This window comes from Mesorhizobium sp. M1334, from assembly GCF_040317995.1.
Taxonomy (GTDB): Bacteria; Pseudomonadota; Alphaproteobacteria; order Rhizobiales; family Rhizobiaceae; genus Mesorhizobium.
The window spans coordinates 28,875-52,701 of record NZ_JAMYLM010000021.1 but is presented as its reverse complement, the minus strand read 5'-3'; the positions used below and the strand labels follow the sequence as shown (position 1 = coordinate 52,701).

The window sequence follows — 23,827 nt, the reverse complement described above, 5'->3', positions numbered from 1 at the left end:
CCTGTTTTTGGTGCTGGCCGCATCGTGCCTCAATCTCGTGTGCGACCGATTGTACCTTGGCAAGACGGTCCTCTCAGAATTCAGCGACCTTGCCCCACGCAGCGGTCTTCAGACGCTCGGGCCTATAAGGACGCGGATCGACAATAGGCTCGCTGCCTGTGATGATGTCGGCGATCATATGCCCCGCGCCGGGGCCAATCCCGAAGCCGTGACCGCTGAATCCCGCCGCCAGGATGAAGCCCGGAATCCCCTCCACTTCGCCGACTGCGGGAATGCCGTCGGGTGTACTGTCGATATAACCCGCCCACACATCGGAGATCGCGACCCGTTGGAGTTCGGGGATCAATTCGCAGGCTCTCCGATATGTCAGCCGAATCTGCCCCATGTCGGGCTTCGGGTCGAGAATCCGGTTCCGTTCCATTGGCGTGATGTCGTCGAGGGTCCATTTGCGCAGGCTTTCGTGGCCCTGACGCCAGCCCTCGAAGGCGCCCGGGGCGAGATTGCGCCAGCGGCGGGCGAACATAGGTACAAACTCGCGGCTGAACCTGAACTGTTGCGGCGTTGGATCGACACGCGCCCGCCCGCTGATCGCCAGCGTGTATCCACCGTTGCTGCGCCGCGTCAGGGAGATGCGAGCGGTATGCAGGGCATCTGGCAGACCGTTTGCGCCTGGCGCCACGGCCAGAATGGACTGACGCACGGCAGCTTGCGGAAAACGCATACCAAGCTGGTTGCAGAAGGAAGAAGCCCACGCGCCCCCGGCCATGACCACGGTCTTTGTCCGGATGCTACCCGCTTCGGTCACGACAGCGCTCACCCGGCCGGCGCTCAATTCCAGCCCGCGCGCCGCGCAGTGCTGATGAACGGTGCCTCCCGCCGCCATGATGCCGCGCGCCGCAACCGGCACTGCCTTGGAAGGGTCCGCCGTTCCGTCGGCTGGCGAGAACACGCCACCTTTCCATTTGCGGCGCGTCGCTCTGCCCCGTTCGGTGGCTTCTTCCGCGCTCAGCATGTGCGTGGTGACGCCGACCGTTCTCGCAAAATCGCGCCACTTTGCCCAGCCTGCCAGCTCATTTTCGTCCTGTGAGAGATAGAGGAGCCCGCAGCGGCGAAAGCCGGTGTCTTGGCCGGTCTCCTGTGCTACCTTCTCCCAGAGGTCGAGGCTCTTGGTCGCCATCGGCAGCTCACGCGCATCCCGGTTCTGCTGGCGGCACCAGCCCCAGTTGCGGCTTGACTGCTCGGCCGCAATACGCCCCTTCTCGATCAGGGTGACCTTGAGGCCGCGGCGCGCCAGATAGTAAGCGCTGAACACGCCCACCACCCCGCCGCCGATGACGACGACGTCCGCCTCGCGAGGGAGAGAAGGGCTGCAGTCGATGTGCATGAGCGGCGCGGGCATGGATGGGACTCCGGTAATTTGAACCATCCTAACCTGCCGCCCGCAGAGGCAGACTGCGGAGTTTGTGCCTGGACGGAATTTCCTGCGTTTAGCAGTCCCCAGGACAGGCAATTATTGCGCTAAGAGCTCGCTGCGTGGGCAAGCTGGAGTACATTTCATGCAGTCACGTCATCTGCGGCATGGGCGGCATACGGCGCAGTCGTCGACCTTGATCGGCAGCGCCTTGGCCGACATTGCGATGGGCCGCACGGTCACCAATCCGTTTGGGCGCCATGGCCCGCAAATGGTGTCGATGTACACCGGAAATCTTTGGTCCTATCCCTCATGGCCACGTATTGCCGAATGAAGGATATGGTTGCCTGATCCCGGTTTCCGCGCCGAAACGGGAACAGAGTGAAATGCCGAACTGGATGTTCTTTTCAGAAGTTCCTGCCGCCCGAGGGCCAAGTTTCGAAGACTCTGCGGAAACAGAACAGTCAAACTGGCTGCAAGAACGGAGCAACCCTTCCTTTTGGCAGGCAGGCTCTAGAGGACATTCGACAGGCAAGGCTTGCCCACTCGGAGAGTTCTCCAAGAAAAGGGAAACTGAGTCCGGTACACGGACCGGATTTCATAAGGGAACCGCCAGGATGAGCAGAACCCGTCACTCGCAGCCTCAGCGCGCGAAGCGCCGAGAAGGCCGGACTACGGCCGCTAGGGTGAGGCGCTTCTGCTCAAAGGGCGATGAAGCGGTCCGCAACAGGGTGGACGCGCTCGGTTGAAAGGGGAGGTGATCTCGATGATCGCAAGCATCCAGGCTGTAGCGCCCCACGATGTGGCGCTTTCGGTGCGCGACCTCACAGTGAATTTGCCGCAAGGCATGGAACGGACCCATGCTGTCAAGGACATTTCCTTCGATCTGAAACGCGGCCAGATCCTTTGCATCATAGGCGAGTCCGGATCGGGTAAGTCGGTGACGGCGAACGCGATCATGGGGCTTCTGCCGAAGGTGATCCGCCTCTCATCGGGTGTCATCCAGCTGGAAGGGATGAACATCGTTGGCATGTCGCCAGACAAGCTGCGCAACCTGCGTGGACGGGTCGTGTCGATGATCTTTCAGGACCCGCTCTCAGCGCTGAATCCCCTGATGACGGTGGGCGCGCAGATTGACGAGGTCATGGCAGCGCACGGCTTCGGCACGCCACAAACCTGTCGGAACCGCGCAATCGAACTGCTCACTGAAGTAGGCCTGCCAGATCCCGAACTCATGTATTACCAGTACCCGTTCCGGCTTTCGGGCGGGCAGCGGCAGCGCGTCATGATCGCCATGGCCTTGGCGCTCGAGCCGACGGTGCTGATTGCGGATGAGCCGACCACCGGGCTCGACGTCACCACCCAGGCTCAGATCCTGCAACTGATCCGTGACATTCAGCGGCGCAAGGGCATGAGCGTGATGTTCATCACCCACGATTTCGGCGTGGTGGCCGAGATCGCCGACAGCGTCGTGGTGATGGAAAAGGGCCATGTCGTCGAACAAGGCAGCGCCGAGCAGGTGTTGAAGTCGCCCAAGCACCCTTATACCCAGCGCCTGATTGCAGCCGTACCGCATTTGACCGGCGAAGATCGCCCCCGTCCGGACGCTGCGAGCAAAGAGCCGATCCTGAAGGTTGAGGGTCTGGTGAAGACCTATCGCGGTGGCAGCGCGCTGTTCGGCGCGCAACGGACTGTGACAGCGGTCAACGAGGTTTCGTTCGAACTGGCGCCCGGCCGCACGCTTGGGGTCGTAGGCGAGAGCGGTTCGGGGAAATCGTCGCTGGGCCGGCTGCTGATCAAGCTGCTGGACAGTGACGGCGGCGGGATCTTGTTTGAGGGCTGTGACATAGCCAAGCTTTCCGAAGCGAAGTTCCGCCCGCTTCGACCGCGGATCCAGATGATCTTCCAGGATCCCTTCGCTTCTCTGAACCCACGCTCGACGGTCGGTCACATCATGACGGTAGGCCCGCTGGCGCACGGGATGCCTTATGTCCAAGCGCGCGATGAAGCGCGTGCGCTTCTGGCCCATGTCGGTCTCGATGCCGGCGCTTTTGGCCGCTACCCGCACGAGTTCTCGGGTGGGCAACGCCAGCGCATCGGCATCGCTCGTGCGCTGATGTTCAAGCCGAAGCTGTTGATTGCCGACGAGGCGGTCTCCGCACTCGACGTGTCGATCCAGGCGCAGATCCTGCAGCTTCTGGACCAGATCCAGCGCGAGACGGGCGTGTCGATGGTCTTCATCACGCACGACCTGCGCGTCGCCAGCCAGATCTGCGACGAAATCGCAGTGATGCAGAAGGGCCGGATCGTCGAGCGCGGACCGCCCTCGCAAATATTCCTGAACCCGCAAGCAGCCTACACGCGCCAACTGGTAGCGGCGATTCCAGGAGAGCGGCCGGGCAATGCCCGTCCAGTAGCAGCAAACGCATAAGAAATAACAAGAGAGGAACTACCATGACCAAAAATTCATCGACTACGTCCAACTACTCGAGGCGCGAAGCGCTGCGCCTGATGGCGATAGGTGGGGCTGCAGGCCTGATCGCGCCCAATCTGTTGGGCAAGCCCGCCTTCGCCAAGACCCCTCCTGCAGGGCCGGCCGGGCGCGTCGTCGTCGGCCTCTCCCAAGAGCCGACCGTGTTCAATCCGCTGATGGCGCATATCGAAGTCGATGACGCGATCCATTTCTCGGTTTTCGACGCGCTGGTCCGCATGGATCCCCAAGGCGACCTACATCCAAACCTCGCGGCCGAGGTGCCAAGCCAAAAGAACGGCGGCATTTCGGAGGACGGTCTCAACTGGCGCATCCGGTTGCGTGACAATGCACGCTGGCACGACGGTGAGCCCTTCACGGCCGAAGACGTGAAATTCACCCTTGAGCTCATCACGAACCCGAAGTTTCGGGCTTGGCGCACGAGCGGCCATTCGCTCGTCCAGGACATCACAGTGGTTTCGCCCACCGAGATCACATGGCGGATGAAGGAGGCCTTCGCGCCCTATCTTTCGTTCTTGGCCGAAACCTTCATCGTGCCCAAGCACATTCTGGGGAAAGAAGCCGATCCGAACACAGCCGCGTTCAACCAGGCGCCGGTCGGCACCGGAGCATTCAAATGGGGCCAGCGTGTTGCGGGCGATCATATCGAGCTCGTCGCCAATCCTGAGTACGCCGGCGAAGGTCCCTATGTCGAGCAGCTCATCTTCAAATACATCCCCGACATGACCGTGCTCTACACTCAGTTCAAGAGCGGCGACGTGGACCTGGTCGATCAGTCGTTCATCACCGCCGACATTATACTGAAGCCCGCGAACTGCCGGACCGCGTGGTGACACTGGAGACAGGGGCATCCCTGGAGTCGATCTACCTCAATTTGGGCCGCCCGCAGTTCAAGGACCTGGCAGTGCGCCAGGCGCTCTACGCCGCGTTGGACAGGAAGGCGATTGTCGACACGATCTATTACGGCGTGGGTACCCTCACCGAGACCTTCATGCCGAAGGAGTCCTACTACTATGACCCGAAACTGCCGGTTCAGGAGTTCAATCTGGACCGGGCGCGCCAAATCCTCGATGAGGCCGGCTGGGTGCCGGGGCCGGATGGAATCCGCGCCAAGGATGGGGTGCGACTGTCCTTCTCCAACTCGACAACTTCCGGCAACAACCTGCGCGAGCAGACGCAGCAGTTCCTGCAGCAGACGTTTGCCGAGATCGGCGTCGAGATGACGATCTCGAATTTGCCGGCTGCAGTCATGTGGGGCGAGTTCTGGCTGAAATCGCAATTCGACACCGCCATGGTGGGCGTCACCTATCTGATTGCCGCGGACCCCGACGCCACAAACCGGCTCCATACGAAGGCAATCGCCGCTCAAGGCGGACACGGTTCGAACACCGGGCAATATTCCAATCCTGAGGTCGATGCCCTGCTCGAAAAGGGTGCTCGCAGCTTCGATCCGGAAGAACGGCGCGCGATCTATAATCGTGTGCAGGAAGTCGTGCGCCACGATCTGCCCTTCCTGCCGCTGTTCGCGTACACAATCGTCCTCGGGCGCAAGAAAGGGCTGGACGGCTTCGAGCCCAACGCCAACACCCGCACCGCGTCGTGGAATGCCGCGGCCTGGCAGTGGAAGGCCTAGATCCACGCAGTTGCCGCCGCCCAGCCCGATTCCGCCGCGGCGGCGGCAACAGACCAAAATCATCAACCCACAATGGAGGGACTCGAATGCGCGGCTTCCTGCTCAATCGCCTCTTGCAGAGCCTGGTGCTGCTTGTGATCGTTTCGATCATCGGCTTCGGCATTTTGAACCTCCTTCCCGGCGGCCCGCTGGCGCAATTCGGGCTTGATCCCGGAATGACCCAGCAGGATATCGAGCGTCTCAAGGGGCTGCTGGGCCTCGATCGCCCTATATGGATCCAATATCTGGACTGGGCATGGCGGCTGGTGCGGGGCGACTGGGGTCACTCCTTCCGCGACGGAGCGCCGGTCTTGGAGGTCATCGGCAGCCATCTCTTTGCCACGCTGCTGCTGATGGGTTCCTCAACCGTGATTGCAATCTCCATTGGCGCCTGGATCGGAATCCGCGGCGCCACGCGCCGCTACTCACTGTTCGACTATCTTGCAACTGTCGGCGCCATGGTCGCGTTGTCGGTCCCCACCTTCTGGTTCGGACTCGTCGGCATCTACGTCTTTTCCCTGAAGCTGGGCTGGCTGCCCGCGGGCAATATGTCCGAGATCGGCGATGCCTCGATCCTGGGCTATCTCCACCATCTGATCCTGCCAAGTATCGTGCTGTCGCTGGTCCATGTCGCGATCTGGAGCCGCTACATGCGGACGGCGACTCTCGACGCCATTAGCCAGGACTTCGTCAAGACGGCCCGGGCCAAAGGGTTGAGTGAACGCCGGATTTTGATGAAGCATGTCGTCGGCAACGCACTTTTGCCGATGATTACCTTGGCCGGGATGCAGCTTCCCAGCGTCCTTACCGGCGCGCTCGTGACCGAAACCGTCTTTACCTGGCCAGGAATGGGACGGTTGTTCCTCGATAGCCTTGGTTACAGCGACTATCCGGTTGTGATGGGGCTGCTGATGTTCTCCGCCATCCTCGTTCTGCTTGGAAACCTGATCGCCGACATTGTCGTCGCTATTGTCGATCCGCGCATTCGCCTGGCTTGAGCGCGCAACTTCCCCGACAGGAGACAGCCGATATGACCGCTTTCACCGCAAATGCAGCTCCAAGCCGATGGAGTAACAACCGCGCGGCACGTCGTTTCATGCGTCATCGCTTGGCGCTGCTCGGGTTGGCGATGATCATCTTCCTGAGCCTCGCCTGCGTCCTCGGCCCCCATCTCCTGCCTTATGACTCACTGTATATCGATCTGCGGGCCCGCTTTGCCCCTCCGCTGACGGGCTACCACTTTCTAGGTACCGATCCGCTTGGCCGCGACCTGGCGGCAAGGCTTTTGATGGCGGGACGAATCTCGCTGCTGGTGGGTTTCTTTGCCATGGTTTTATCGACGCTCATCGGCACGCTGGTCGGCGTAATTGCCGGCTATCGCGGCGGCTGGGTCGGGGCCACCCTGATGCGCACGGTCGATGGTTTCCTGTCATTCCCATCGATCTTTCTGCTGCTGGCGCTGGCTGCCGCACTGAAGCCCAGTCCTGTGATGATCACCGTCATTATCGCCCTCACCAGCTGGATGGAGGTTGCCCGCATAGTCGAAGCGGAAGTCCGCTCGTTACGCGAACGCGAGTTCGTCCTGGCCGGGCGAATGCTGGGATTGAGTGGCACCCACATCATGTTCCGCGAGATACTGCCCAACGCCATGGGGCCGATTATCGTTGCTTCCACCTTGACGGTCGCGCGCGCCATTCTCATGGAAGCCTACATCAGTTTCCTCGGCTACGGGATCCAGCCGCCACTGCCCAGCTGGGGCAACATGCTCAATGGCGCTCAGCAATATCTGGGCAGCGCACCCTGGCTGGCAATCATTCCCGGAGCTGCAATCACGATCGCGGTAACCAGTTTCAACTTCATCGGTGACGGGCTGCGTGATGCGCTCGACGTCCGAGACGACCACATCTGAAGTTTCACCGACCGTGGAGAAGTCAGCCCCGTGCAAGAGCCTCATATCGCCGACAAGAACACACCCTACTGGTGGGAAGCAGCGCCCGTCATGCCGCTGCCGCGGCAGCCCCTCGCAAAGAAGCTTGACGTGGCAATCGTCGGCGCCGGTTATGCCGGTCTTTCGGCCGGGCTTGTGCTGGCGCGCGAAGGACGCTCGGTCGCAGCTTTTGACGCAATGAATCCGGGCGAGGGTGCTTCCACCCGCAACGGCGGGATTACGAGCGCGAGCATCCGGCCGGACTATGCCACGATCACCCGGCGCTTCGGGGAAGAGAAGGCCATGGCGATCGAGGCCGAGGGTAAGGTCGCACGCGAATTCCTCTACGACTTCATCAAGACCGAAGGGCTCGACTGCGACTTCCGACTGGTTGGCCAATTCAAGGGCGCCTTCGGATATGAACAGTATGAGAAGATGGCGCGCGGCGCCGAGACGCTGGCAAAGAAACTGGGGATCGAGTCCTACGCGGTTCCGCATGCCGAGCAGCGAAATTATATCGGCACCGACTTCTACCGCGGCGGAACCGTTCGGATGGACATTGGCGGGCTGCACCCCGCAAAATTCCATGCTGAGCTCCTGCGGGTGGCGCTCGCATCCGGGTTGACGGTCCATTCGCATACAGTGGTAAAGTCGATCGAGAGTAACGGTTCGGGGTTCCGTGTCGCGACTTCGGCGGGGACGGTGGACGCACGGCAGGTTCTGGTCTGTACCAACGGCTATACCGACGGCGCTGCTCCCTTCCTGCGCCGCCGCCTGGTTCCGGTCCGCAGCCGGATCATCGTCACCGAGGAACTTGCGCCCGATGTCATGGCGCAACTGATGCCGAAGCTGATGACGGTCACCGAGAACCGGCAACTCGGTTTCTATTATCGTCCCTCGCCCGACGGAAAACGTATCCTGCTGGGGGGCCGTGACAGTTCCCGCGTCGGCGATCCGGCGGCGCCGAAACTTCTCCTTCGCAAGGGCCTGGTGAACCTTTTCCCAGAGTTGGAGAACGTGCGCCTTTCGCATTGCTGGTTCGGCAATGTGGCGATGAACCGAGACATGCTGCCCCGCATCTTCGAGAAGGACGGCGTGGTCTATGCAACTGGCTTCTGCGGTTCGGGCGTGGTCTGGGCGCCATGGATTGGCATGCGTGCGGCCCACAAGTTGATGGGGCATGGCGCGCAGTCGCGCACTGCGTTCGACTTTCGACCGCCTTCGGCCGTCCCGCTCTATCGTGGCAATCCGTGGTTCATGCCGGCGATTATCCAGGGCTATCGGTTGCAGGACCGTATCGCCTTCTGGCGCGCCAGACGCTAGTCGCCGATCCGTGGTTCATGCGGGCAACTCTTTGGGGCGCCCGCCGCTGATACGACTGCAGGATCACGCGCCGCCACCTTGTTGCCGTGTCGAAAAATCCGTCGGGACTGGGGGCCTGGTGCGAAACTGATCAGCGGTGGGACGCCTTTGCGCGGATCAGCGCGTCGGCCATGTAGAGGTCCTGCAGGGAGATGCCGGAACTGTCGAAGACAGTGATCTCATTGTCGAAGCGGCGTCCGAGCGCACGCCTTTCAATAACGTCGCCGATTGGTGTTACCACAAGCACGCCGGCGTCGATCTCGTCGCGCACGTGTTGGAACTCGCCGATCTGGACGGACTGGGAAAGCAAATCACAAAACAGACGTGCCTTGGGAAACAATTCGCTCGGCAATTCGCGTTGCCCGGAGCATCCGACCCGATGCTGACGATATGGGTTCCGGGTCCCACCCAAGCGGCATCGAACAGCGGTTCGCGTGCGGGTGTCGCCGTCACCACGATGTCGGCCGTGCGCACGGCTTCTTCCGGCAAGGCAGCGCGCGCCTTCAGTCCCCTTTCGCCGATCCGATCGACAAAAGCGTCGCGCCGCGGCGAAGGCCGGGCCACGACCAGCACTGTTTCGATTGGGCGGATGCGTGCCAGCGCCATCACTTCGAAGCTCGCCTGGTTGCCGGCCCCGAAGATCGCCAGAACCTTGGCTTGCTTGCGCGCAAGAAGATCGGCCGCAACCGCGTCGGCGGCGGCCGTCCTGTAGGCGTTGACCTTCCCGGCCTCGACTACGGCACCCAGCCGACCTGTATGCTGATCGAGCAGCACGATGGTCGAGTTGTGGCGGGGAAGGCCACGTGCCGGGTTGCCCGACCAGAAGGAGCCAATTTTCACGCCGGTCAGCTCGCCCGACGAACCGGATTTGATTGAGAAGGTATTGGTCACCTCCTGTGTGCGCCCCAGAACAGCCGGAAAGACCCAGCTCTGCCGCGATGCTGCCGCCACGAGAGCCTCGCGCGCCGCCTCGAAAGCAAGTTCATGCGTGACGAGGGCGGCTGACTCCTCTTCGCTGATGTAGATCATCCAAAATTCCTCCTGGGCATCGCCGATCGGGCAACCACGAAGTGGCGATTCAAGGTACCAGGTATTCCTCGCCCGATTTGCACGATTTGGCATGCCGAGGAACTGCGTAAAACGAATAATAACGCTGATTTGACGGGGCAAAACAGCAGCGAAATCTGTCCGCCGGGCGCGACCCTAAGATCCGACTTCAATCCGACTCTGGATCAACTGACAGCGTTGCACCTTATGGCCTTTGAGCATGACAGAGATATCGTCAGCGCCCCGATCGAGCTGATGGAATTGGAAACCCGCCATTTGCCGGGCGCACTGAAGCTGTCGCAGGAGATGGCCTGGCCCTACCGTCACGAGGATTGGGAATTTGCTCTGATGGTCGGCAATGGCCTGGTCCTTGAGCGGGCAGGACAGGTGATTGGCACGGCCATGTCCTGGAATTACGGACAGTCCTATGCCTCGGTCGGGATGATCATAGTTACTGGCTCCGCGCAAGGCGGTGGCAACGGGGCCCGGCTCTTTGATGGATTGCTTGAGGCGACACACGGTCGCAACCTGCTGCTCAACTCAACCGAAGAGGGGCTGGCGCTCTACAAGCGACGCGGCTTCACTGCCTGGGGCACGGTGCTTCAGCACCAGGGCTCGCTGGCTGTCGCCGTGACGCGGAGTATCAGCGACGACATCCGTCAAGCGACAGCCTCCGACCTCGCGGCAATCCAGGCCTTCGACGAACGGGCCACGGGCATGCCCCGGCTGGCGATGGTGGCTGCGCTCGCCGATGTGGGCAAAGCATTGGTCATTGAGCGCAGGGGACGGATTGCAGGCTACGCTGTCGCCAGGAGGTTTGGCCGCGGCTATGTCGTCGGCCCTTGTGCAGCCGAGAGCGACCACGACGCGCGGCTTCTGATCCTGGCCCAGCTTTCGAAGCTTCACAATCAATTCGTTCGCATCGACGTCTATGCCGAGGATGGATTGGGCGACTGGCTTGCGAGCCTTGGCCTGCAGCGGTCCGGCACTGCGACCGCCATGGTCAAAGGACAGCGACCCGTCGCCGAGGGGCCAGCCCATATGTATGCGTTGGCAAACCAGTCGTTCACTTAGGAAACGAGACTATGAACAAGATGGCGGCAAGCCTGGCGGTGAGCGAGACGGCTAGGACGATCGACGCCTTGGTCACGCCGGCGCTGCTTCTCGACCGTGGGCGGCTCGGACGCAACATTCAGCGCTTGGCTGAGCGCGCCAGGAAGCTTGGCGTGGTGCTGCGCCCGCATATGAAGACGGCCAAGAGCATTGATGTTGTCCGATACGCGTTTCACCGCGAACCCGGACCGATCACGGTCTCGACCATCGCCGAGGCGGAGTATTTCGCGGGCCATGGCTTTCGAGACATGACCTATGCGGTCGGCATCTCGCCGGCCTCGGCCAAGCGGGCCATGGAGCTTTGTCGCCGCACCGGCGCTGATGTGAAGCTGTTGCTCGATTCGGTCGAGCAGGCCGATGCCCTGGCCAGCGTCCGCGAAGCCACCGGTATGACCCCATCTGTTTTCATCGAACTGGACTGCGATGACCATCGCGGTGGCTTGAGGCCGGACGACCCGAAGTTGCTCGACGTGGCCGGCAGTGTCGTCGCGGCCAGTGCCAAACTGGTCGGCGTTCTCGCCCATGCAGGCGAATCCTATAGCTTGAACACGCCCGATGCGCTGGTCAAGGCAGGCGAGAACGAGCGGTCAGCCACGGTGCGCGCCGCTGAAATCCTGCGCGCCCATGGCCATGCCTGCCCGATCGTCAGCGTCGGCTCGACCCCGACAGCGCATTTCGCCGGCAATCTTGAGGGGGTCACGGAGCTGCGTGCCGGCGTCTACATGTTCTTCGACCTGGTCCAGCACGGCGTTGGGGTGTGCGAACTCGATGACATCGCGATTTCCGTATTGGCCACGGTGATCGGGTCCAAGCCGGAAAAGGGATGGGTGCTGGTTGACGCCGGATGGATGGCGCTTTCGCGCGACCGGGGAACCGCAAACCAGCAGATCGACCAGGGTTACGGCGTGGTCTGCGACGAAAAGGGGCGGGTGCTTGAAGATGTGATCGTGGCCCAGGCCAGCCAGGAACACGGTATCCTCGCCATTCGTGCCGGTTCTGGAAAGTCCATGCCCGAGCTGCCGCTCGGGACTCGGGTCCGGATTCTGTCCAACCATGCGTGTGCGACGGCCGCCCAGCATGATTTCTACAACGTCGTCAACGGGGCCAGCCCCAAGATTGAAGCACGTTGGGAGCGGATGCGCGGCTGGTAGGCGCGCGACTAGGCTCGGATGTCGCCCCACTCAAATCAGCACTGGTGGTCAAGAAAATGAAGTTTACCTCTTACTGGCTGGATACGTCTCAGCCGTTCAATGAAGGGTCGTCCAAACCGCTCGAAGGCCACTACGACGTGGCGATTGTGGGCGGCGGCTTGACCGGCTCCTCCGCCGCGCTGGCCCTTACCAAAAAGGGCGCCCGGGTTGGCCTGTTGGAGGCCGAAACGATCGGCAATGCCGCGTCCGGCCGCAATGGCGGCATGTGCAACAACGGCTTTGCCCAGAACTATGCAATCATAGCTGGCAGGCACGGCAAGCCTGCCGCAAATGCGCTCTACAAGGCTTTCGACGCCGGCGTCGATATGGTCGAGCGGTTGGTGCAGGAAGAGAAGATCGACTGCAGCTTCTCCCGCGTCGGCAAGCTCAAGCTTGCCGCCAAGTCCGAGCACTACGACATGCTGGCGCGCAGCCAGGAACTACTGGCTGCCAATGTCGATCCCGACACCAGGATGATCGCGCGCGAGGACCTGCGAACCGAAGTCGGTACCGACCGCTACCATGGCGGGCTGCTCTTTCCCAAGAGCGCGGCCATGCATGTCGGCCGGTTCGTCCGGGGCCTCGCGACCGCCGCTGCCCGGCGTGGCGCAGAGGTCCATGAACGCTCGCCCGTCACTGCGATGCGAAAGGTTTCAGGCGGGCATGAGGTAACGACGCCAAAGGGCAAGATCGTCGCGCGGCAGGTCCTGTTGGCAAGCGGCATTTCCCAGGTTGGCCCGCTCGGCTGGATCCGCCGGCGCATGATCCCGGTCGGCGCATTTCTGATCGTGACCGAGCCGCTGTCGCCTTCGCAACTCGAGCGCCTCATGCCGACCCGTCGCAATGTCGTCGACACGCGCAATCTCGTTGTCTACTGGCGGCTCACGCCGGACAATCGCCTTCTGTTCGGCGGGAGGGCGCGCTTTGCCGTGTCCAACCCTCAATCGGACGAAAAAAGCGGCCGGATACTCAAGGCGGCGATGGTCGAGGTCTTTCCGGAACTGGCCGGCACCCGCATCGACTACTGCTGGGGCGGCATGGTCGATATGACCCGCGATCGTTTGCCGCGCGCCGGAGAGCGCGATGGCATCTATTACTCGATGGGCTATAGCGGACACGGGACCCAGATGTCGACGTTGATGGGCACCATCATGGCCGACGTCATGGACGGGCGCCCCGAGCTCAATCCCTGGAAGGATTTCGACTGGCCAGCGATCCCCGGTTATTTCGGGCGCCCCTGGTTCCTGCCGATTGTCGGCGCCTATTACCGCATGAAGGACCTTGTAGGGTGATGACGCCTCTCGAACACCTGGCCCGCAACGGCCACCTGGACAAGTTCTTCATCGACGGTCAATGGGTTGAGCCGAGCGGCACCGCGACGGGCGTCGTCGTCAATCCCGCCACAGAAGAGGTTGTGAGCCAGTTTCCGCTTGGAAATGGCAAGGACGTTGACGCGGCCGTTGCAGCGGCCCGCCGGGCATTCGCCACCTGGAGTCGAACCACGCCAGAAGACCGCGCGGGTCTGCTCGGTCGCCTGCAAGCGCTGCTCGAGGCGCGCGGCGAACTGCTGGCTCAATGCCTGAGCCTCGAAATGGGCGCGGCGATCGGCTATGCGCGCAGCGCCCAGGTGCCGCTGGCGATCACGCATGTTAAGGTCGCTCGCGATGTGCTGACAGACTTTCGCTTCGTCAAGCAACGGGGGCAAACCGCCGTCACCCACGAACCGATCGGTGTATGCGCCTTGATCACGCCGTGGAACTGGCCACTTTACCAGATCACCGCCAAGGTTTCGCCGGCGCTCGCTGCAGGCTGCACGATCGTGCTGAAGCCGAGTGAGCTTTCTCCCTTGGACGCCCTGCTATTCGCCGAGGCAATCGAGGAAGCCGGCTTCCCTGCCGGGGTTTTCAACCTCCTGCAAGGTGATGGTCCAGGCGTGGGTATGGGTCTCGCCTCCCATCCGGATGTCGACATGATCTCCATTACCGGGTCCACCCGCGCGGGCATTGCGGTGGCCCAGGCGGCAGCGACGACTGTCAAGCGTGTCGCGCAGGAGCTGGGCGGCAAGTCGCCGAACGTGATCCTGCCGGACGCAGATCTCGATCGCGCCGTTTCTCTGGGCGTATCCGCCGCCTTCCGCAATCTCGGCCAGTCATGCAGCGCCCCGACGCGCATGATCGTGCCACGCTCGCGGCTCTGCGAGATCGAGGCAATCGCCAAAAGGGCCGCAGCCCAGATTGTCATTGGCGATCCTCTTTGCGAAGCCACAACTCATGGTGCAATCGCAAACCGTGCCCAATTCGACCGCATCCAAACCATGATCGGCGTCGGCATTTCTGAGGGCGCCAGGCTCCTCACCGGCGGACCGGGTCGTGCGCACGATCTGAACGTCGGGTTCTATGTGAGGCCGACCATCTTTTCCGACGTGCGCACGAGCATGCGCATTGCCCAGGAAGAGGTCTTCGGGCCAGTTCTCTGCATCATCCCCTACGACACAGTCGAGGAGGCCGTCACCATCGCAAATGACACCGTCTACGGTCTGGGGGCTCATGTGCAGGGCCAGGATCTGGACGCCGTCAGGGACGTGGCCTCGCGGATCCGCTCCGGTCAGGTGCATCTCAACTACCCGGCCTGGGATCCGCACGCCCCGTTTGGCGGTTTCAAGCAGTCTGGAAACGGACGCGAATATGGGATCGAGGGCATGTTGGAGTATCTCGAGGTAAAATCCATCCTCGGCTATTTCTAGGCGACATCTTCGCCCAGCGCAGGGGCGCCCGTGGGCCGAGCCGAGCGCCTGGACCGGGCTCGCGTACGTACCTGGCAATTTGACATGGCTCTGCAGCGCGCTAGCCATCTGCTGAGAAACCGGTGGAGGCCGCTAGCCAGGCTTGGTCGATCCCGAATGCCGTCGAAATTAGAGATGTCTGGCCGTAGCGGTCCAGCCGATCGAGTGTGTACGTTTTCGTACATCGATTTGGAACACAACCACGGATAGAGTACCATCCCTATGGGCAGCTATGGGGAGGGTTGGATGAGTAAGGTGCAGAGGGTCAGTCCGGTAGTAGAGCAGGCAATCGCCGCAGTCCTCAATAGGGAGGATCGTGGTGACACCATCTCGGTCACAGCGACATTAAACGCAGCACGGCAAGCCGCCCCTTATCTGGTCGCATCCGACGAAGAGCTGACCGAGGCGATCGTCGAGGCAGCAACTGCCTTGGGCCTGTCCGTGGCTTTCGACGCTCGGAAATAGCCGTCGGCTCACAGGGTGGCTAAGAGTCGGAAAGTTGGTGTCGTGCTTAGGAGCCCTCCTATTAGGAGGTAACTATCACCCGCAACACTTTCTTGCTCGGTCCCTGGTCACGCATGCTGCGAACCCACGCGATGACGCGTGCGTGCTCGTCCGCCATAGCCGCGTCGAACCTGCTGTCGCCGCTGAAAGCCACGGTGCATTTGCGCAGAGCTCGTCCTCCCGGAATCATTGCTGAGGTACTGGGCAGTGTTGGCCATCCCGGCTCCGATCAAGAGCCCTGCGCGCCAGCCAGCCCACCAAGGTTGCCGCGATCGCCCACGATGTCGTAGAGGCTATGGTCGGCGGTCAAAAAATTGGCGGAGAAGAATATATGCCAGAGCACCTGAAACTCGTCTCGACTGCCAAGTCGCATGGCGGTGCCCAGCACGTTTACTCTCATCTGTCGACGAGCTGCTCGTGCGAAATGACGTTTGCCATTTTCGTGCCTCCGCAGGCGCGGGAAAGGCGTTGCCCCGTGGTGTGGTATCTCTCCGGACTCACCTGCACGCATGCGAATGTAATGGAAAAAGGCGAGTACAGACGTATTGCCGCCGAACTTGGCTTCATCGTCGTGTGTCCCGACACCAGCCCGCGTGGTGCCGGCATTCCAGATGAAAAGGACAATTGGCAGTTCGGCACCGGCGCCGGTTTCTACCTCGACGCCACGCAAGAGCCGTATGCCAAGAACTATCGCATGTATTCCTATATCGTCGGGGAACTGCCAGCCGTAATCGGGCGCGAATTTCCCGCCGATATGGCGCGCCAGTCGATCTTCGGCCATTCGATGGGCGGGCATGGCGCGCTGACGATCGCACTGAAAAATCCCGCGCGTTTCAGAAGTTGCTCGGCCTTTGCGCCGATCGTGCAACCAAGCACAGCCGGCTGGTCGAAGCCGGCTTTCCAAAAATATCTCGGCCTGGATGAGGCCTCGTGGCGGCGCTACGATGCCACTTCGCTCATCGAGGATGGATACCATTTCCCGGAATTCCTGGTCGATCAGGGAACGTCAGACGGTTTCCTCAAGGAGGGCCTCAGGCCTTGGCTGCTCGAAGACGCGTGCTCCAAGGTAGGCATTCCGTTGAAATTGCGGATGCAGGATGACTACGATCACTCCTATTTTTTCATTTCGACATTCATGCAGGACCATATGACGTGGCATGCCGAACGGCTTTCACGAGGCTAAGGCCGTAGGAATAGGTCGGCAGTCAGGCCGGCTCGGTGACGACGCCGATACGCCGGTAGACGAACAGTTCGTCCTTCGAAGGAACCGTCGCAGCGCGCTGGGCTTCGTCGATCAGCATTGCCATGCGCGCATGGATCGGCGATTTCGCGCAAGCCGGGTCCGTCGCGGCGGCGTCGCCGGCGATTGCCATCGCCTGGCAGCGGCAGCCGCCCCAGTCGATCTCGCGCCGCTCACAGTTGCGGCAGGGCTCCTGCATCCAGTCCGTGCCTCGAAAGGCATTAAATGCCGGGGAATCGGTCCAGATCGCGGCCAGGCTGCGAGGTCCAAAACGCTCGAAGCTGAGCGACGGGATGGTCTGGGCGGCATGGCATGGCAGTACGGTGCCGTCTGGCGTCACCATGAAGGCGTCGCGCGCCCAGCCGCCCATGCACGGCTTGGGATAGATGGCGAAATAATCCGGCGTGACGAAATCGATGTTCATGATGCCGGTGAGCCGTTCGCGCGCCGCCGCGACGATCTCCGCCTGCCGATCGACGGCAGCACGCTCGGGCATCAGTTGATCGCGATTGGTCAGCGCCCAGCCGGCGTACTGCACGTTGGCTATCTCGAGACGCTCCGCATCCAGCGAAAGGGCCAGATCGATGAATTCCGGTACCTCCTCGATATTGTGGCGATGGATCGGCGCGTTGATGGTAAGCGGCAAGCCGGCCGCGCGGGCGCGGCGTGCCGTTTCCAGCTTCTTTTCGTGGCTGCCCCTGTGATTGCCGATGCGCTCGGTGGTCGCCGGCCGTGCGCCTTGAAAACTCAGTTGCAGATGGTCGAGCCCGGCTTCGGCAAATGCCTCGATACGGCCATCCGCAATGCCGACGCCGGCAGTGATCAGGTTGGTGTAGACGCCGCGCGCCGAAAGCCCGGCGATCAATTGCTCAAGATCGCGACGCAGCGTCGGTTCACCGCCAGACAGATGCACCTGGAGAACGCCAAGATCGGCCGCCTGCGAGAACAAGTCGAGCCAACTCTGCGTGTCGAGTTCGCGATTGGCCTTCAGCAATTCGAGCGGGTTGGAGCAATAGGGGCATTGCAGCGGGCAGCGATGCGTCAGTTCCGCCAGCATGCCGATCGGGGGGAGAGGGGGCTCGCTCATAGCTTCACCAGCAGCTTGTCCGACCATTCCTGCAGGAAGGCAATGACATCGGCCGCCACAGCCTCCTGTTCGGCATCATAATCTGCGGCAAGGCCGGCAATGATGTGGCCGACCGTGGACCGCCCATCGCAGCGGCGCAATATGTCGAGGCTGATGTCGTTTGGCCAGAACACCTTTTCAGGCGAAAGCACGGCGAACGCCTGGCGCCCGGGGTCATACTGTATGCGCACGTGCTTAGGCAGCGATGGAACCGACAGCGGCGACACCATGGCTCTTTCGCGCAGTGCCATCATGGGGCCTCCGGACGGAAGGCGCCGGGCGGGATATTGCCCGGCTCGCCATAGGCGTGTTGAAGCGCGTCGAGCATGGCCCAGAGTATATCGCATTTGAACACGAGTGCATCGATCGCCCGCTGCTGGCGTTCCGCCGTGTCGGCATGTTCGAGCACATAGGCAAGAGCGAAGTCGGCGTCGCGTGAGGCCTGTTCGGGCCGTCGGCTGAAATAGGCCAGCGTGTCCTCGGTGATATAATCGTACCTGGCCAGCATCGCGGGTACCCGCTCGCCGATGATGAGCGGCGAGAACATCTCGGTCAGCGACGACGCGACCGCCTCCAGCAGGGTCCGGTTCGTGCAAAAAGAGAGGTAAGCGCCAACCGCAAAACGTGTCGCCGGCAGGGCCAGCCTCTCGCTCTTCACCGCTTCGGCATCCAGACCGAGCGAGGTCGCCAGGTGCAACCAGCGCGCAATACCGCCGCTCCAGCCGTCCTCGCCGTCATGATCCTCGATGCGTTTGCGCCAGGCGGCGCGAAACGCCGGATCCTCGGCATGCGCGAGGATCATGGCATCCTTGCGCGGAATGACAGCCTGATAGCAATAGCGGTTCAGCGCCCAGGCCTGCATCTCGGTCCTCGACAACGCACCGCTGGTCATCCTGTGATGGAAAGGATGGCGGTTGTGATAGCGTTCGGCACCGACCTGCCGCAGCACGGCTTCGAGCTCTCTGGAGGACAGGCCGTTGCTGGCGGCGTCGTGGAAATCACTCAAAGTTCCATCTCCATCCCGTCGCGGGCCACTTCCCAGCCAGCCGCTGCGACTGCTGCATGCTCGGGAGAATTCTCGTCCAGAACAGGATTGGTGTTGTTGATGTGGACGAAGACACGACGGCCGATCCTCACATCGGCCAAGCCGGCGATCGACCCTGCGTCTCCCGACATTGCCAGATGCCCCATGCGCGCACCGGTCTTTTCACCGACGCCGGCAGCAATCAACTCGTCGTCGGTGAAGACCGTGCCGTCGAACAGAAGGCATGCGGCATCGGCTAGACGCGTGCGCAGGGTCGCATCGATGCGGGCGCAACCGGGGATGTAGAAGACGGAGCCGCGACTGCCGGAACCGGCGATACGGACGCCGATCGTGTCGCCGGCGTCAGAGCTGAAATTCGCATCGGGCTGACCTCTTTCTTCGAGATAGAGCGCTATCTTCCCGGGCACGGGAAAGCTCTCGACAGCCACGCCGGTGTCGTGGCCGTCTGCGTCGCAGATCGCCAATTCTTGCGCCGGTGGCAAGATGCGTCGCGGCACGAGCGCCGGATCGAGGACATTGAAAATCGAATTCGCCTCCAGCGTCGCCAGAACCTGTGTCGTTGCATAGATAGCGAAAGGCTGCCGCTCACGAAGGCTGAGCAGGCCGGCGATATGATCGACATCGGCATTGGTCAGTACCACCGCGCGAATGGGCGTCGAGCGCAGCGGCGCATCGTGCGCGGGCTGCAATTCAGGCGTTGCCGCGATCTGCTGGCGAATGTCGGGTGACGCGTTGAACAGAACCCAGCCGAGCCCATCCGCCGACGCGGCGACACTTGATTGGGTTCGTGAATGCACGCCAGCCATCCCGGTGCGAGCCGCACGGCTCAGACGATAATTGCAGTTCCACTGCGGAAAGCCACCGCCGGCCGCCGATCCGATGATTCTCAAGCGCATGAAAACGCCCGCCCCGCGGCTTCTCTGACCAGCAGCCAATTTGCAGCCGCGAAAAACGTCCCGCTCGCTTTGCGTGCCTCAAGATCTTTCACGAAAAACCCATGCGGCAAGGGGATGCGTGCCCCTGTTGCCAGGGACACGCACCTCTGCGGCCTACTTCTTGGGAGTAATCTCAGCAGGCAGATACCGCGAAATTTCAAAGCCCGCAGCAACCTGACACATCGTCGGTTTTGTCCAGCTCTTCTTCATAACATTTCTCCTCTTCTACCAGCCCGAAGGGGCCGATCCGGTGGTTAGCCAACCATTGCAGGGCACCGAAGCAATGGCTCGTCCATCACGTCTCAAAATGGACAAATGAAACACAAGGTTTTGAAAGGCCGAAAAACAAAACGACCGAAAGTAGCCTAGTCTTTCTCTTCAATTTTTCATCGCGCAGGTTTGTCCTCCTCCTCACACATCCCGACTATTGCGTAATCGGATTATCGTGCTCGTCGATCAGCGGCACATTATAACCCAGCAGGAGCTTGGTGATCTCCGCCTGGTTCTCCCTGATCACCCGGTTGAGCGTCCGCTTCCATTCCTGGTCGGACGGACGTACGCCCATGGTGATGCGGTAGGACATGCGCGAGCCTTTCTTTTCCTTCAGCAGCGGAACAATGGTGATATCGGCTCCGAGTTCCCTGGCATAGTAACCTGCCATCGGCCCCCACAGGACCGCCGCGTCAATCTTGCCGGCCAGCATGTCCTTGATCATGACCTCCCCCATAGAAGGAGTGACACGCGTATCCACCGCGAGTGGATAGATCTTGGCGGTCCGCAGAAGCTTGTTGGCGGCCATGTTGGCGGTTGGCGGCGTGCTTTCGACGACGCCGATTCTCTTGCCTGAAAGTTTCGGGTCTTCGATCGTCTCGATGCCTTCCATGCCGTTGCCTTTGGGGTATGCGAGCACATAGGCAGAGCGATAGTAGGCGTTGGTGTTCTGCACCAGTTCGTCGCCTTGGGCGTAGCCCATGATGATGTCGCATCGGTTGGCCCCCAGCGTGTTGCGCACAAAGCCGACGACAGTGGGAAACCATGTGTAGGCGACTGATTTCCGCCCCGTCTTCTTGGCAACCAGTTCAGCCAGCTTGTTTTCGAAGCCTTGGCCGTTCTTGTCGGTAAAGGGCATATTCGAGGGATCGGCGCAGACGCGCAGAATGTTGGGATCCACCAGTTCGCCCGCAGCGCCAAGCCCGGCATTTTGCGCTAGAACGTTCGATGGCAGCAAGGCGAGCGCGCCGAGGATCGGCAGAACGACGCGCAGCTTCGATGTAGTGCAGCCGGTCATATCATCCACCCATGCAGGATGCTTCGGCATCCTTGGCTGCCTGAGCCTTGTTTTCGTGCTTGGGCGGCCTGCCGCGGGGTGCCGCGCCATCGGCGCGCGCGCGCAGATAGACGTAAAGGTCGTCCAGGTAACAGTAGACGTTCTTGTTGTCGCCAAAGGCAGGCATGACGTTTTCCTTGCCGCCGCCGACATTCTTGCGGCCCTCGGCGACGATCGAGAGGAACGTGGCGTAATCCATGGTTTTCAGACTATTGACCAGGGCAGGCGCATAACTCGAACCCGTCGCGTCCTGTCCGTGACAGACATGGCAATCGGAGTGATACCGGCGGTACCCGCTGAACGTGTACCAATCGACGGTTCCGTTTTCGATCTTGTAGGTCGGATTTCCGTCCGCATCTAGATATTTGCCTCCTTCTTGCTTCACCGCCTTGGCTTTTTCCATGCTGTCTTCGGCCCGTGCCAGACTTGAGCTGGCCAGAGGCAGCAGGATCAGGGCGAGAGCGGAAACTGCAATGCGAACGATCATTCAGACTCTTCCTTCATTGGCCAGGGACACTGGCTGCCGTCGTGCTCGGCATTGATCGGTGCTTGGGTGCGCGGCGCAATCGAGAGCCCGGTTCCCGGCTTTCGGGTGACCCGGGCTCTCTTTTCGAACCTAGTCGTAAGGCTCTTCCCGGTTATCAGTCCGGGAGGCCGAAGACGGTGAGCTGGCCGCCCAGTGTCGTATAGTCGGCAAGTGCCGCGTAACCGCCGACGGCACCCAGACCGGCGGTTCCAACCACTGCGGCCTGGTCGCCCTGCGCACGGCCCTGATCAACGGCGCCATGCCAGGCAGCGGCGTTGTCGGGCGAAAGCAGCCCACCTGCCAGACCGATACCGGCCCATCCCCCCACGCCGGACAGAACGGCGATGTACTGCTTGCCGTCATGCTCGTAGGTCGTGATGTTGCCGATGATGCCGGAGGGGGTCTTGAACTTGTAGAGTTCCTTGCCGTCCTTATCGACCGCCTTGATGTAGCCTTCGAGGGTACCATAGAAGACGACGTCGCCATCTGTCGCCAATGCGCCCGACCACACCGAGAACTGCTCGGGCTTCGACCAGACGATCTCACCCTTGGCTGCATCCCAGGCAATGAAGTTGCCCATGTTGCCGTCACCGCCGGGCGCCGCATACATCGACACGGTGGCGCCCACATAGGGCTGACCGGCGGTGTAGCTCACTTTGTAAGGCTCATAGTCCATGCAGACATGGTTGGTCGGCACGTAGAACAACCCGGTCTTCGGCGAGTAGGCGGCCGGCTGCTGGTCCTTGGTTCCAAGCGCGGCCGGGCAGATACCGGTCGAGTTGGTGTCTTCGCCGTTCTGCTGGGTCGAATACTTGGCGACGACCTGCGGGCGGCCGTACTGGTCGCTCTTGGGATCCATGTTGACTTCCGTCGCCCAGTTCACTGCCGGATCGTATTTTTTGGCAACGAGAAGTTCGCCGGTAGCGCGATCCATTGTGTAGGCAAAGCCGTTTCGGTCGAAATGCACCAGCACGTCGTGCTTGGCGCCGTTGACCTCCATGCCATCGACGAGAATCATCTCGTTGATGCCGTCATAGTCCCACTCGTCATGCGGGGTCATCTGGTAGAGCCATTTGGCAACACCGGTATCGGCGTCGCGAGCCATGATTGTCATGGACCAGCGATTGTCGCCTGGGCGCTGGACCGGGTTCCACGTCGAGGGATTGCCGGTGCCGTAATAGACCAGGTTCAGCTTGGGATCATAGGAATACCATCCCCATGTCGTGCCGCCGCCCGTCTTCCACTGTTCGCCTTCCCAGGTGTTGGTGCCGGAATCCTTTCCGACGGGCTTGCCGAGATGGGTCGTCTTCTCGGGGTCGAGAAGGGTGTCTGCATCAGGACCTTCCGAATAGGCTTTCCAGGCAAGCTTGCCGTCTTTCAGATTGTAGGCGGCCAGCCAGCCGCGAACACCGAATTCAGCACCGGAGACGCCCACGAGCACCTTGTCCTTGATGACTACGGGTGCCGAGGTGCCGGATTCGCCCTTTCCGCCGTCGGTCTGGTCGCCGTTCTTGACAGACCAGACGACCTTGCCGGTCTTGGCATCGAGCGCGACGACGGTGGTGTCGGCCTGGTTGAGAATGATCTTGCCGTCGCCATAGGCGACACCGCGATTGACCGTGTCGCAGCACATGATCGGAATGACGTTCGAGTCCTGCTTGGGCTCGTATTTCCACAGGATCTTGCCGTCGTTCTTGAGGTCGAGAGCATAGACGTTGTTTGGGAAAGGCGTGTGGACATACATCACATCGCCGATGATCAGCGGCCCGCCTTCGTGACCGCGCAGCACGCCGGTGGAAAAGCTCCATTTGACCTGCAGGTTCTTTACATTGTCCGCAGTGATCTGGTTGAGTTTGGAATAGCGGGTGTTGGCGTAGTCACCCGTCTGCATCGCCCAGTTCTTCGCATCCGATGCGAGCTTTGCAAGGTCTTCATTGGCCGAAGCCGTATAAGCAGCGCCGAGCGACAAAAAAGCCGCGGTCGTCAGTATGTAGGTAGTTTTCGCAAGTACACGCATCCGAAACCCTCCCGAGGTTCACAGTGACGAATCGACCGTCAAGCCCACAAGGGGCCTGCCCAAGCGATTCATGTGGGGAAGTAATTTCCGGCAGCTGTCACGACCTACCCCG

The 23,827-nt window shown here is 61.4% G+C and carries 19 protein-coding genes and 2 pseudogenes; 12 read left to right on the top strand and 9 right to left on the bottom strand.

Going from position 1 to position 23,827, the window contains the following annotated elements; translation table 11 throughout:
• Positions 1-73: 73 nt before the first annotated feature.
• Complete coding sequence (locus NKH17_RS26460) at positions 74-1,399, bottom strand: NAD(P)/FAD-dependent oxidoreductase (RefSeq protein ID WP_352808164.1); 1,326 nt, start codon at positions 1,397-1,399, stop codon at positions 74-76.
• Between the two features lie 157 nt (positions 1,400-1,556).
• On the opposite strand from NKH17_RS26460, the gene NKH17_RS26455 reads away from it, so the two are divergent.
• The 6 genes and pseudogenes from NKH17_RS26455 to NKH17_RS26430 all read left to right on the top strand — a co-directional run bounded on the left by NKH17_RS26455 (position 1,557) and on the right by NKH17_RS26430 (position 8,824).
• The gene (locus NKH17_RS26455) at positions 1,557-1,745 is read left to right on the top strand and encodes a hypothetical protein (protein ID WP_352507723.1); all 189 of its coding nucleotides are present in this window, start codon (positions 1,557-1,559) and stop codon (positions 1,743-1,745) included.
• A gap of 432 nt (positions 1,746-2,177) precedes the next feature.
• Entirely contained in the window at positions 2,178-3,842 is a 1,665-nt protein-coding gene (locus tag NKH17_RS26450) for an ABC transporter ATP-binding protein (RefSeq protein ID WP_352899900.1), read from the top strand.
• A gap of 23 nt (positions 3,843-3,865) precedes the next feature.
• Positions 3,866-5,535: pseudogene (locus tag NKH17_RS26445) on the top strand (peptide ABC transporter substrate-binding protein).
• A gap of 86 nt (positions 5,536-5,621) precedes the next feature.
• Positions 5,622-6,572, top strand: coding sequence for an ABC transporter permease (locus tag NKH17_RS26440; RefSeq protein WP_352507726.1), 951 nt, complete (start codon positions 5,622-5,624; stop codon positions 6,570-6,572).
• Positions 6,573-6,604: 32 nt separating this feature from the next.
• Positions 6,605-7,483 (top strand): ABC transporter permease, encoded by an 879-nt coding sequence (locus NKH17_RS26435; protein ID WP_352808167.1) that lies wholly within the window; start codon positions 6,605-6,607, stop codon positions 7,481-7,483.
• Between the two features lie 90 nt (positions 7,484-7,573).
• Complete coding sequence (locus tag NKH17_RS26430; protein WP_502895630.1) at positions 7,574-8,824, top strand: NAD(P)/FAD-dependent oxidoreductase; 1,251 nt, start codon at positions 7,574-7,576, stop codon at positions 8,822-8,824.
• 130 nt (positions 8,825-8,954) lie between these two features.
• Here the strand turns inward: NKH17_RS26430 and NKH17_RS26425 are convergent.
• Positions 8,955-9,892: pseudogene (locus tag NKH17_RS26425) on the bottom strand (ornithine cyclodeaminase family protein).
• Positions 9,893-10,021: 129 nt separating this feature from the next.
• Here NKH17_RS26425 and NKH17_RS26420 point away from each other — a divergent pair.
• The 6 genes from NKH17_RS26420 to fghA all read left to right on the top strand — a co-directional run bounded on the left by NKH17_RS26420 (position 10,022) and on the right by fghA (position 16,682).
• A complete protein-coding gene (locus NKH17_RS26420) occupies positions 10,022-10,984 on the top strand; it encodes a GNAT family N-acetyltransferase (RefSeq protein ID WP_352808170.1) in 963 nt (320 codons plus the stop codon).
• Positions 10,985-10,995: 11 nt separating this feature from the next.
• Positions 10,996-12,174 (top strand): alanine racemase, encoded by a 1,179-nt coding sequence (locus NKH17_RS26415; RefSeq protein WP_352808171.1) that lies wholly within the window; start codon positions 10,996-10,998, stop codon positions 12,172-12,174.
• A gap of 56 nt (positions 12,175-12,230) precedes the next feature.
• Entirely contained in the window at positions 12,231-13,505 is a 1,275-nt protein-coding gene (locus tag NKH17_RS26410) for an NAD(P)/FAD-dependent oxidoreductase (RefSeq protein ID WP_352808172.1), read from the top strand.
• Entirely contained in the window at positions 13,502-14,956 is a 1,455-nt protein-coding gene (locus tag NKH17_RS26405) for an aldehyde dehydrogenase family protein (protein WP_352899903.1), read from the top strand. The genes NKH17_RS26410 and NKH17_RS26405 overlap by 4 nt, the downstream gene beginning before the upstream one ends.
• A gap of 285 nt (positions 14,957-15,241) precedes the next feature.
• On the top strand, positions 15,242-15,460 hold the full coding sequence (locus NKH17_RS26400; RefSeq protein WP_352478687.1) for a hypothetical protein: 219 nt from the start codon (positions 15,242-15,244) through the stop codon (positions 15,458-15,460).
• Between the two features lie 370 nt (positions 15,461-15,830).
• Entirely contained in the window at positions 15,831-16,682 is an 852-nt protein-coding gene (fghA, locus tag NKH17_RS26395) for an S-formylglutathione hydrolase (RefSeq protein WP_352808200.1), read from the top strand.
• A 22-nt stretch (positions 16,683-16,704) separates the two neighbouring features.
• On the opposite strand, the gene pqqE is transcribed toward fghA, so the two are convergent.
• From pqqE to NKH17_RS26360, 7 genes are all read right to left on the bottom strand, one after another.
• Positions 16,705-17,826, bottom strand: coding sequence for a pyrroloquinoline quinone biosynthesis protein PqqE (pqqE, locus tag NKH17_RS26390; RefSeq protein ID WP_352478690.1), 1,122 nt, complete (start codon positions 17,824-17,826; stop codon positions 16,705-16,707).
• Positions 17,823-18,119 (bottom strand): pyrroloquinoline quinone biosynthesis peptide chaperone PqqD, encoded by a 297-nt coding sequence (gene pqqD, locus NKH17_RS26385; RefSeq protein WP_352646240.1) that lies wholly within the window; start codon positions 18,117-18,119, stop codon positions 17,823-17,825. The genes pqqE and pqqD overlap by 4 nt, the downstream gene beginning before the upstream one ends.
• On the bottom strand, positions 18,116-18,871 hold the full coding sequence (gene pqqC / locus NKH17_RS26380) for a pyrroloquinoline-quinone synthase PqqC (RefSeq protein WP_352808174.1): 756 nt from the start codon (positions 18,869-18,871) through the stop codon (positions 18,116-18,118). Before pqqC ends, pqqD begins: the two co-directional genes overlap by 4 nt.
• Positions 18,868-19,806: a pyrroloquinoline quinone biosynthesis protein PqqB gene (gene pqqB, locus NKH17_RS26375; protein WP_352808175.1), complete on the bottom strand. Its 939-nt coding sequence runs from the start codon at positions 19,804-19,806 to the stop codon at positions 18,868-18,870. Before pqqB ends, pqqC begins: the two co-directional genes overlap by 4 nt.
• A 463-nt stretch (positions 19,807-20,269) precedes the next feature.
• Positions 20,270-21,133 carry a substrate-binding domain-containing protein gene (locus tag NKH17_RS26370; protein ID WP_352808176.1) on the bottom strand — a complete coding sequence of 288 codons (864 nt, stop codon included), beginning with the start codon at positions 21,131-21,133 and terminating at the stop codon, positions 20,270-20,272.
• Position 21,134: 1 nt separating this feature from the next.
• Positions 21,135-21,659 (bottom strand): c-type cytochrome, methanol metabolism-related, encoded by a 525-nt coding sequence (locus NKH17_RS26365; RefSeq protein WP_352507740.1) that lies wholly within the window; start codon positions 21,657-21,659, stop codon positions 21,135-21,137.
• Between the two features lie 154 nt (positions 21,660-21,813).
• Entirely contained in the window at positions 21,814-23,715 is a 1,902-nt protein-coding gene (locus NKH17_RS26360) for a methanol/ethanol family PQQ-dependent dehydrogenase (protein ID WP_352808177.1), read from the bottom strand.
• Positions 23,716-23,827 lie beyond the last annotated feature (112 nt).

Coding starts and splice junctions, on each gene's coding strand:
- NKH17_RS26460 (WP_352808164.1), bottom strand. CDS start 1,399: ATGCCCGCGCCGCTCATGCACATCGACTGCAGCCCTTCTCTCCCTCGC.
- NKH17_RS26455 (WP_352507723.1), top strand. CDS start 1,557: ATGCAGTCACGTCATCTGCGGCATGGGCGGCATACGGCGCAGTCGTCG.
- NKH17_RS26450 (WP_352899900.1), top strand. CDS start 2,178: ATGATCGCAAGCATCCAGGCTGTAGCGCCCCACGATGTGGCGCTTTCG.
- NKH17_RS26440 (WP_352507726.1), top strand. CDS start 5,622: ATGCGCGGCTTCCTGCTCAATCGCCTCTTGCAGAGCCTGGTGCTGCTT.
- NKH17_RS26435 (WP_352808167.1), top strand. CDS start 6,605: ATGACCGCTTTCACCGCAAATGCAGCTCCAAGCCGATGGAGTAACAAC.
- NKH17_RS26430 (WP_502895630.1), top strand. CDS start 7,574: ATGCCGCTGCCGCGGCAGCCCCTCGCAAAGAAGCTTGACGTGGCAATC.
- NKH17_RS26415 (WP_352808171.1), top strand. CDS start 10,996: ATGAACAAGATGGCGGCAAGCCTGGCGGTGAGCGAGACGGCTAGGACG.
- NKH17_RS26410 (WP_352808172.1), top strand. CDS start 12,231: ATGAAGTTTACCTCTTACTGGCTGGATACGTCTCAGCCGTTCAATGAA.
- NKH17_RS26400 (WP_352478687.1), top strand. CDS start 15,242: ATGAGTAAGGTGCAGAGGGTCAGTCCGGTAGTAGAGCAGGCAATCGCC.
- fghA (WP_352808200.1), top strand. CDS start 15,831: ATGCCAGAGCACCTGAAACTCGTCTCGACTGCCAAGTCGCATGGCGGT.
- pqqE (WP_352478690.1), bottom strand. CDS start 17,826: ATGAGCGAGCCCCCTCTCCCCCCGATCGGCATGCTGGCGGAACTGACG.
- pqqD (WP_352646240.1), bottom strand. CDS start 18,119: ATGATGGCACTGCGCGAAAGAGCCATGGTGTCGCCGCTGTCGGTTCCA.
- pqqB (WP_352808175.1), bottom strand. CDS start 19,806: ATGCGCTTGAGAATCATCGGATCGGCGGCCGGCGGTGGCTTTCCGCAG.
- NKH17_RS26370 (WP_352808176.1), bottom strand. CDS start 21,133: ATGACCGGCTGCACTACATCGAAGCTGCGCGTCGTTCTGCCGATCCTC.
- NKH17_RS26365 (WP_352507740.1), bottom strand. CDS start 21,659: ATGATCGTTCGCATTGCAGTTTCCGCTCTCGCCCTGATCCTGCTGCCT.
- NKH17_RS26360 (WP_352808177.1), bottom strand. CDS start 23,715: ATGCGTGTACTTGCGAAAACTACCTACATACTGACGACCGCGGCTTTT.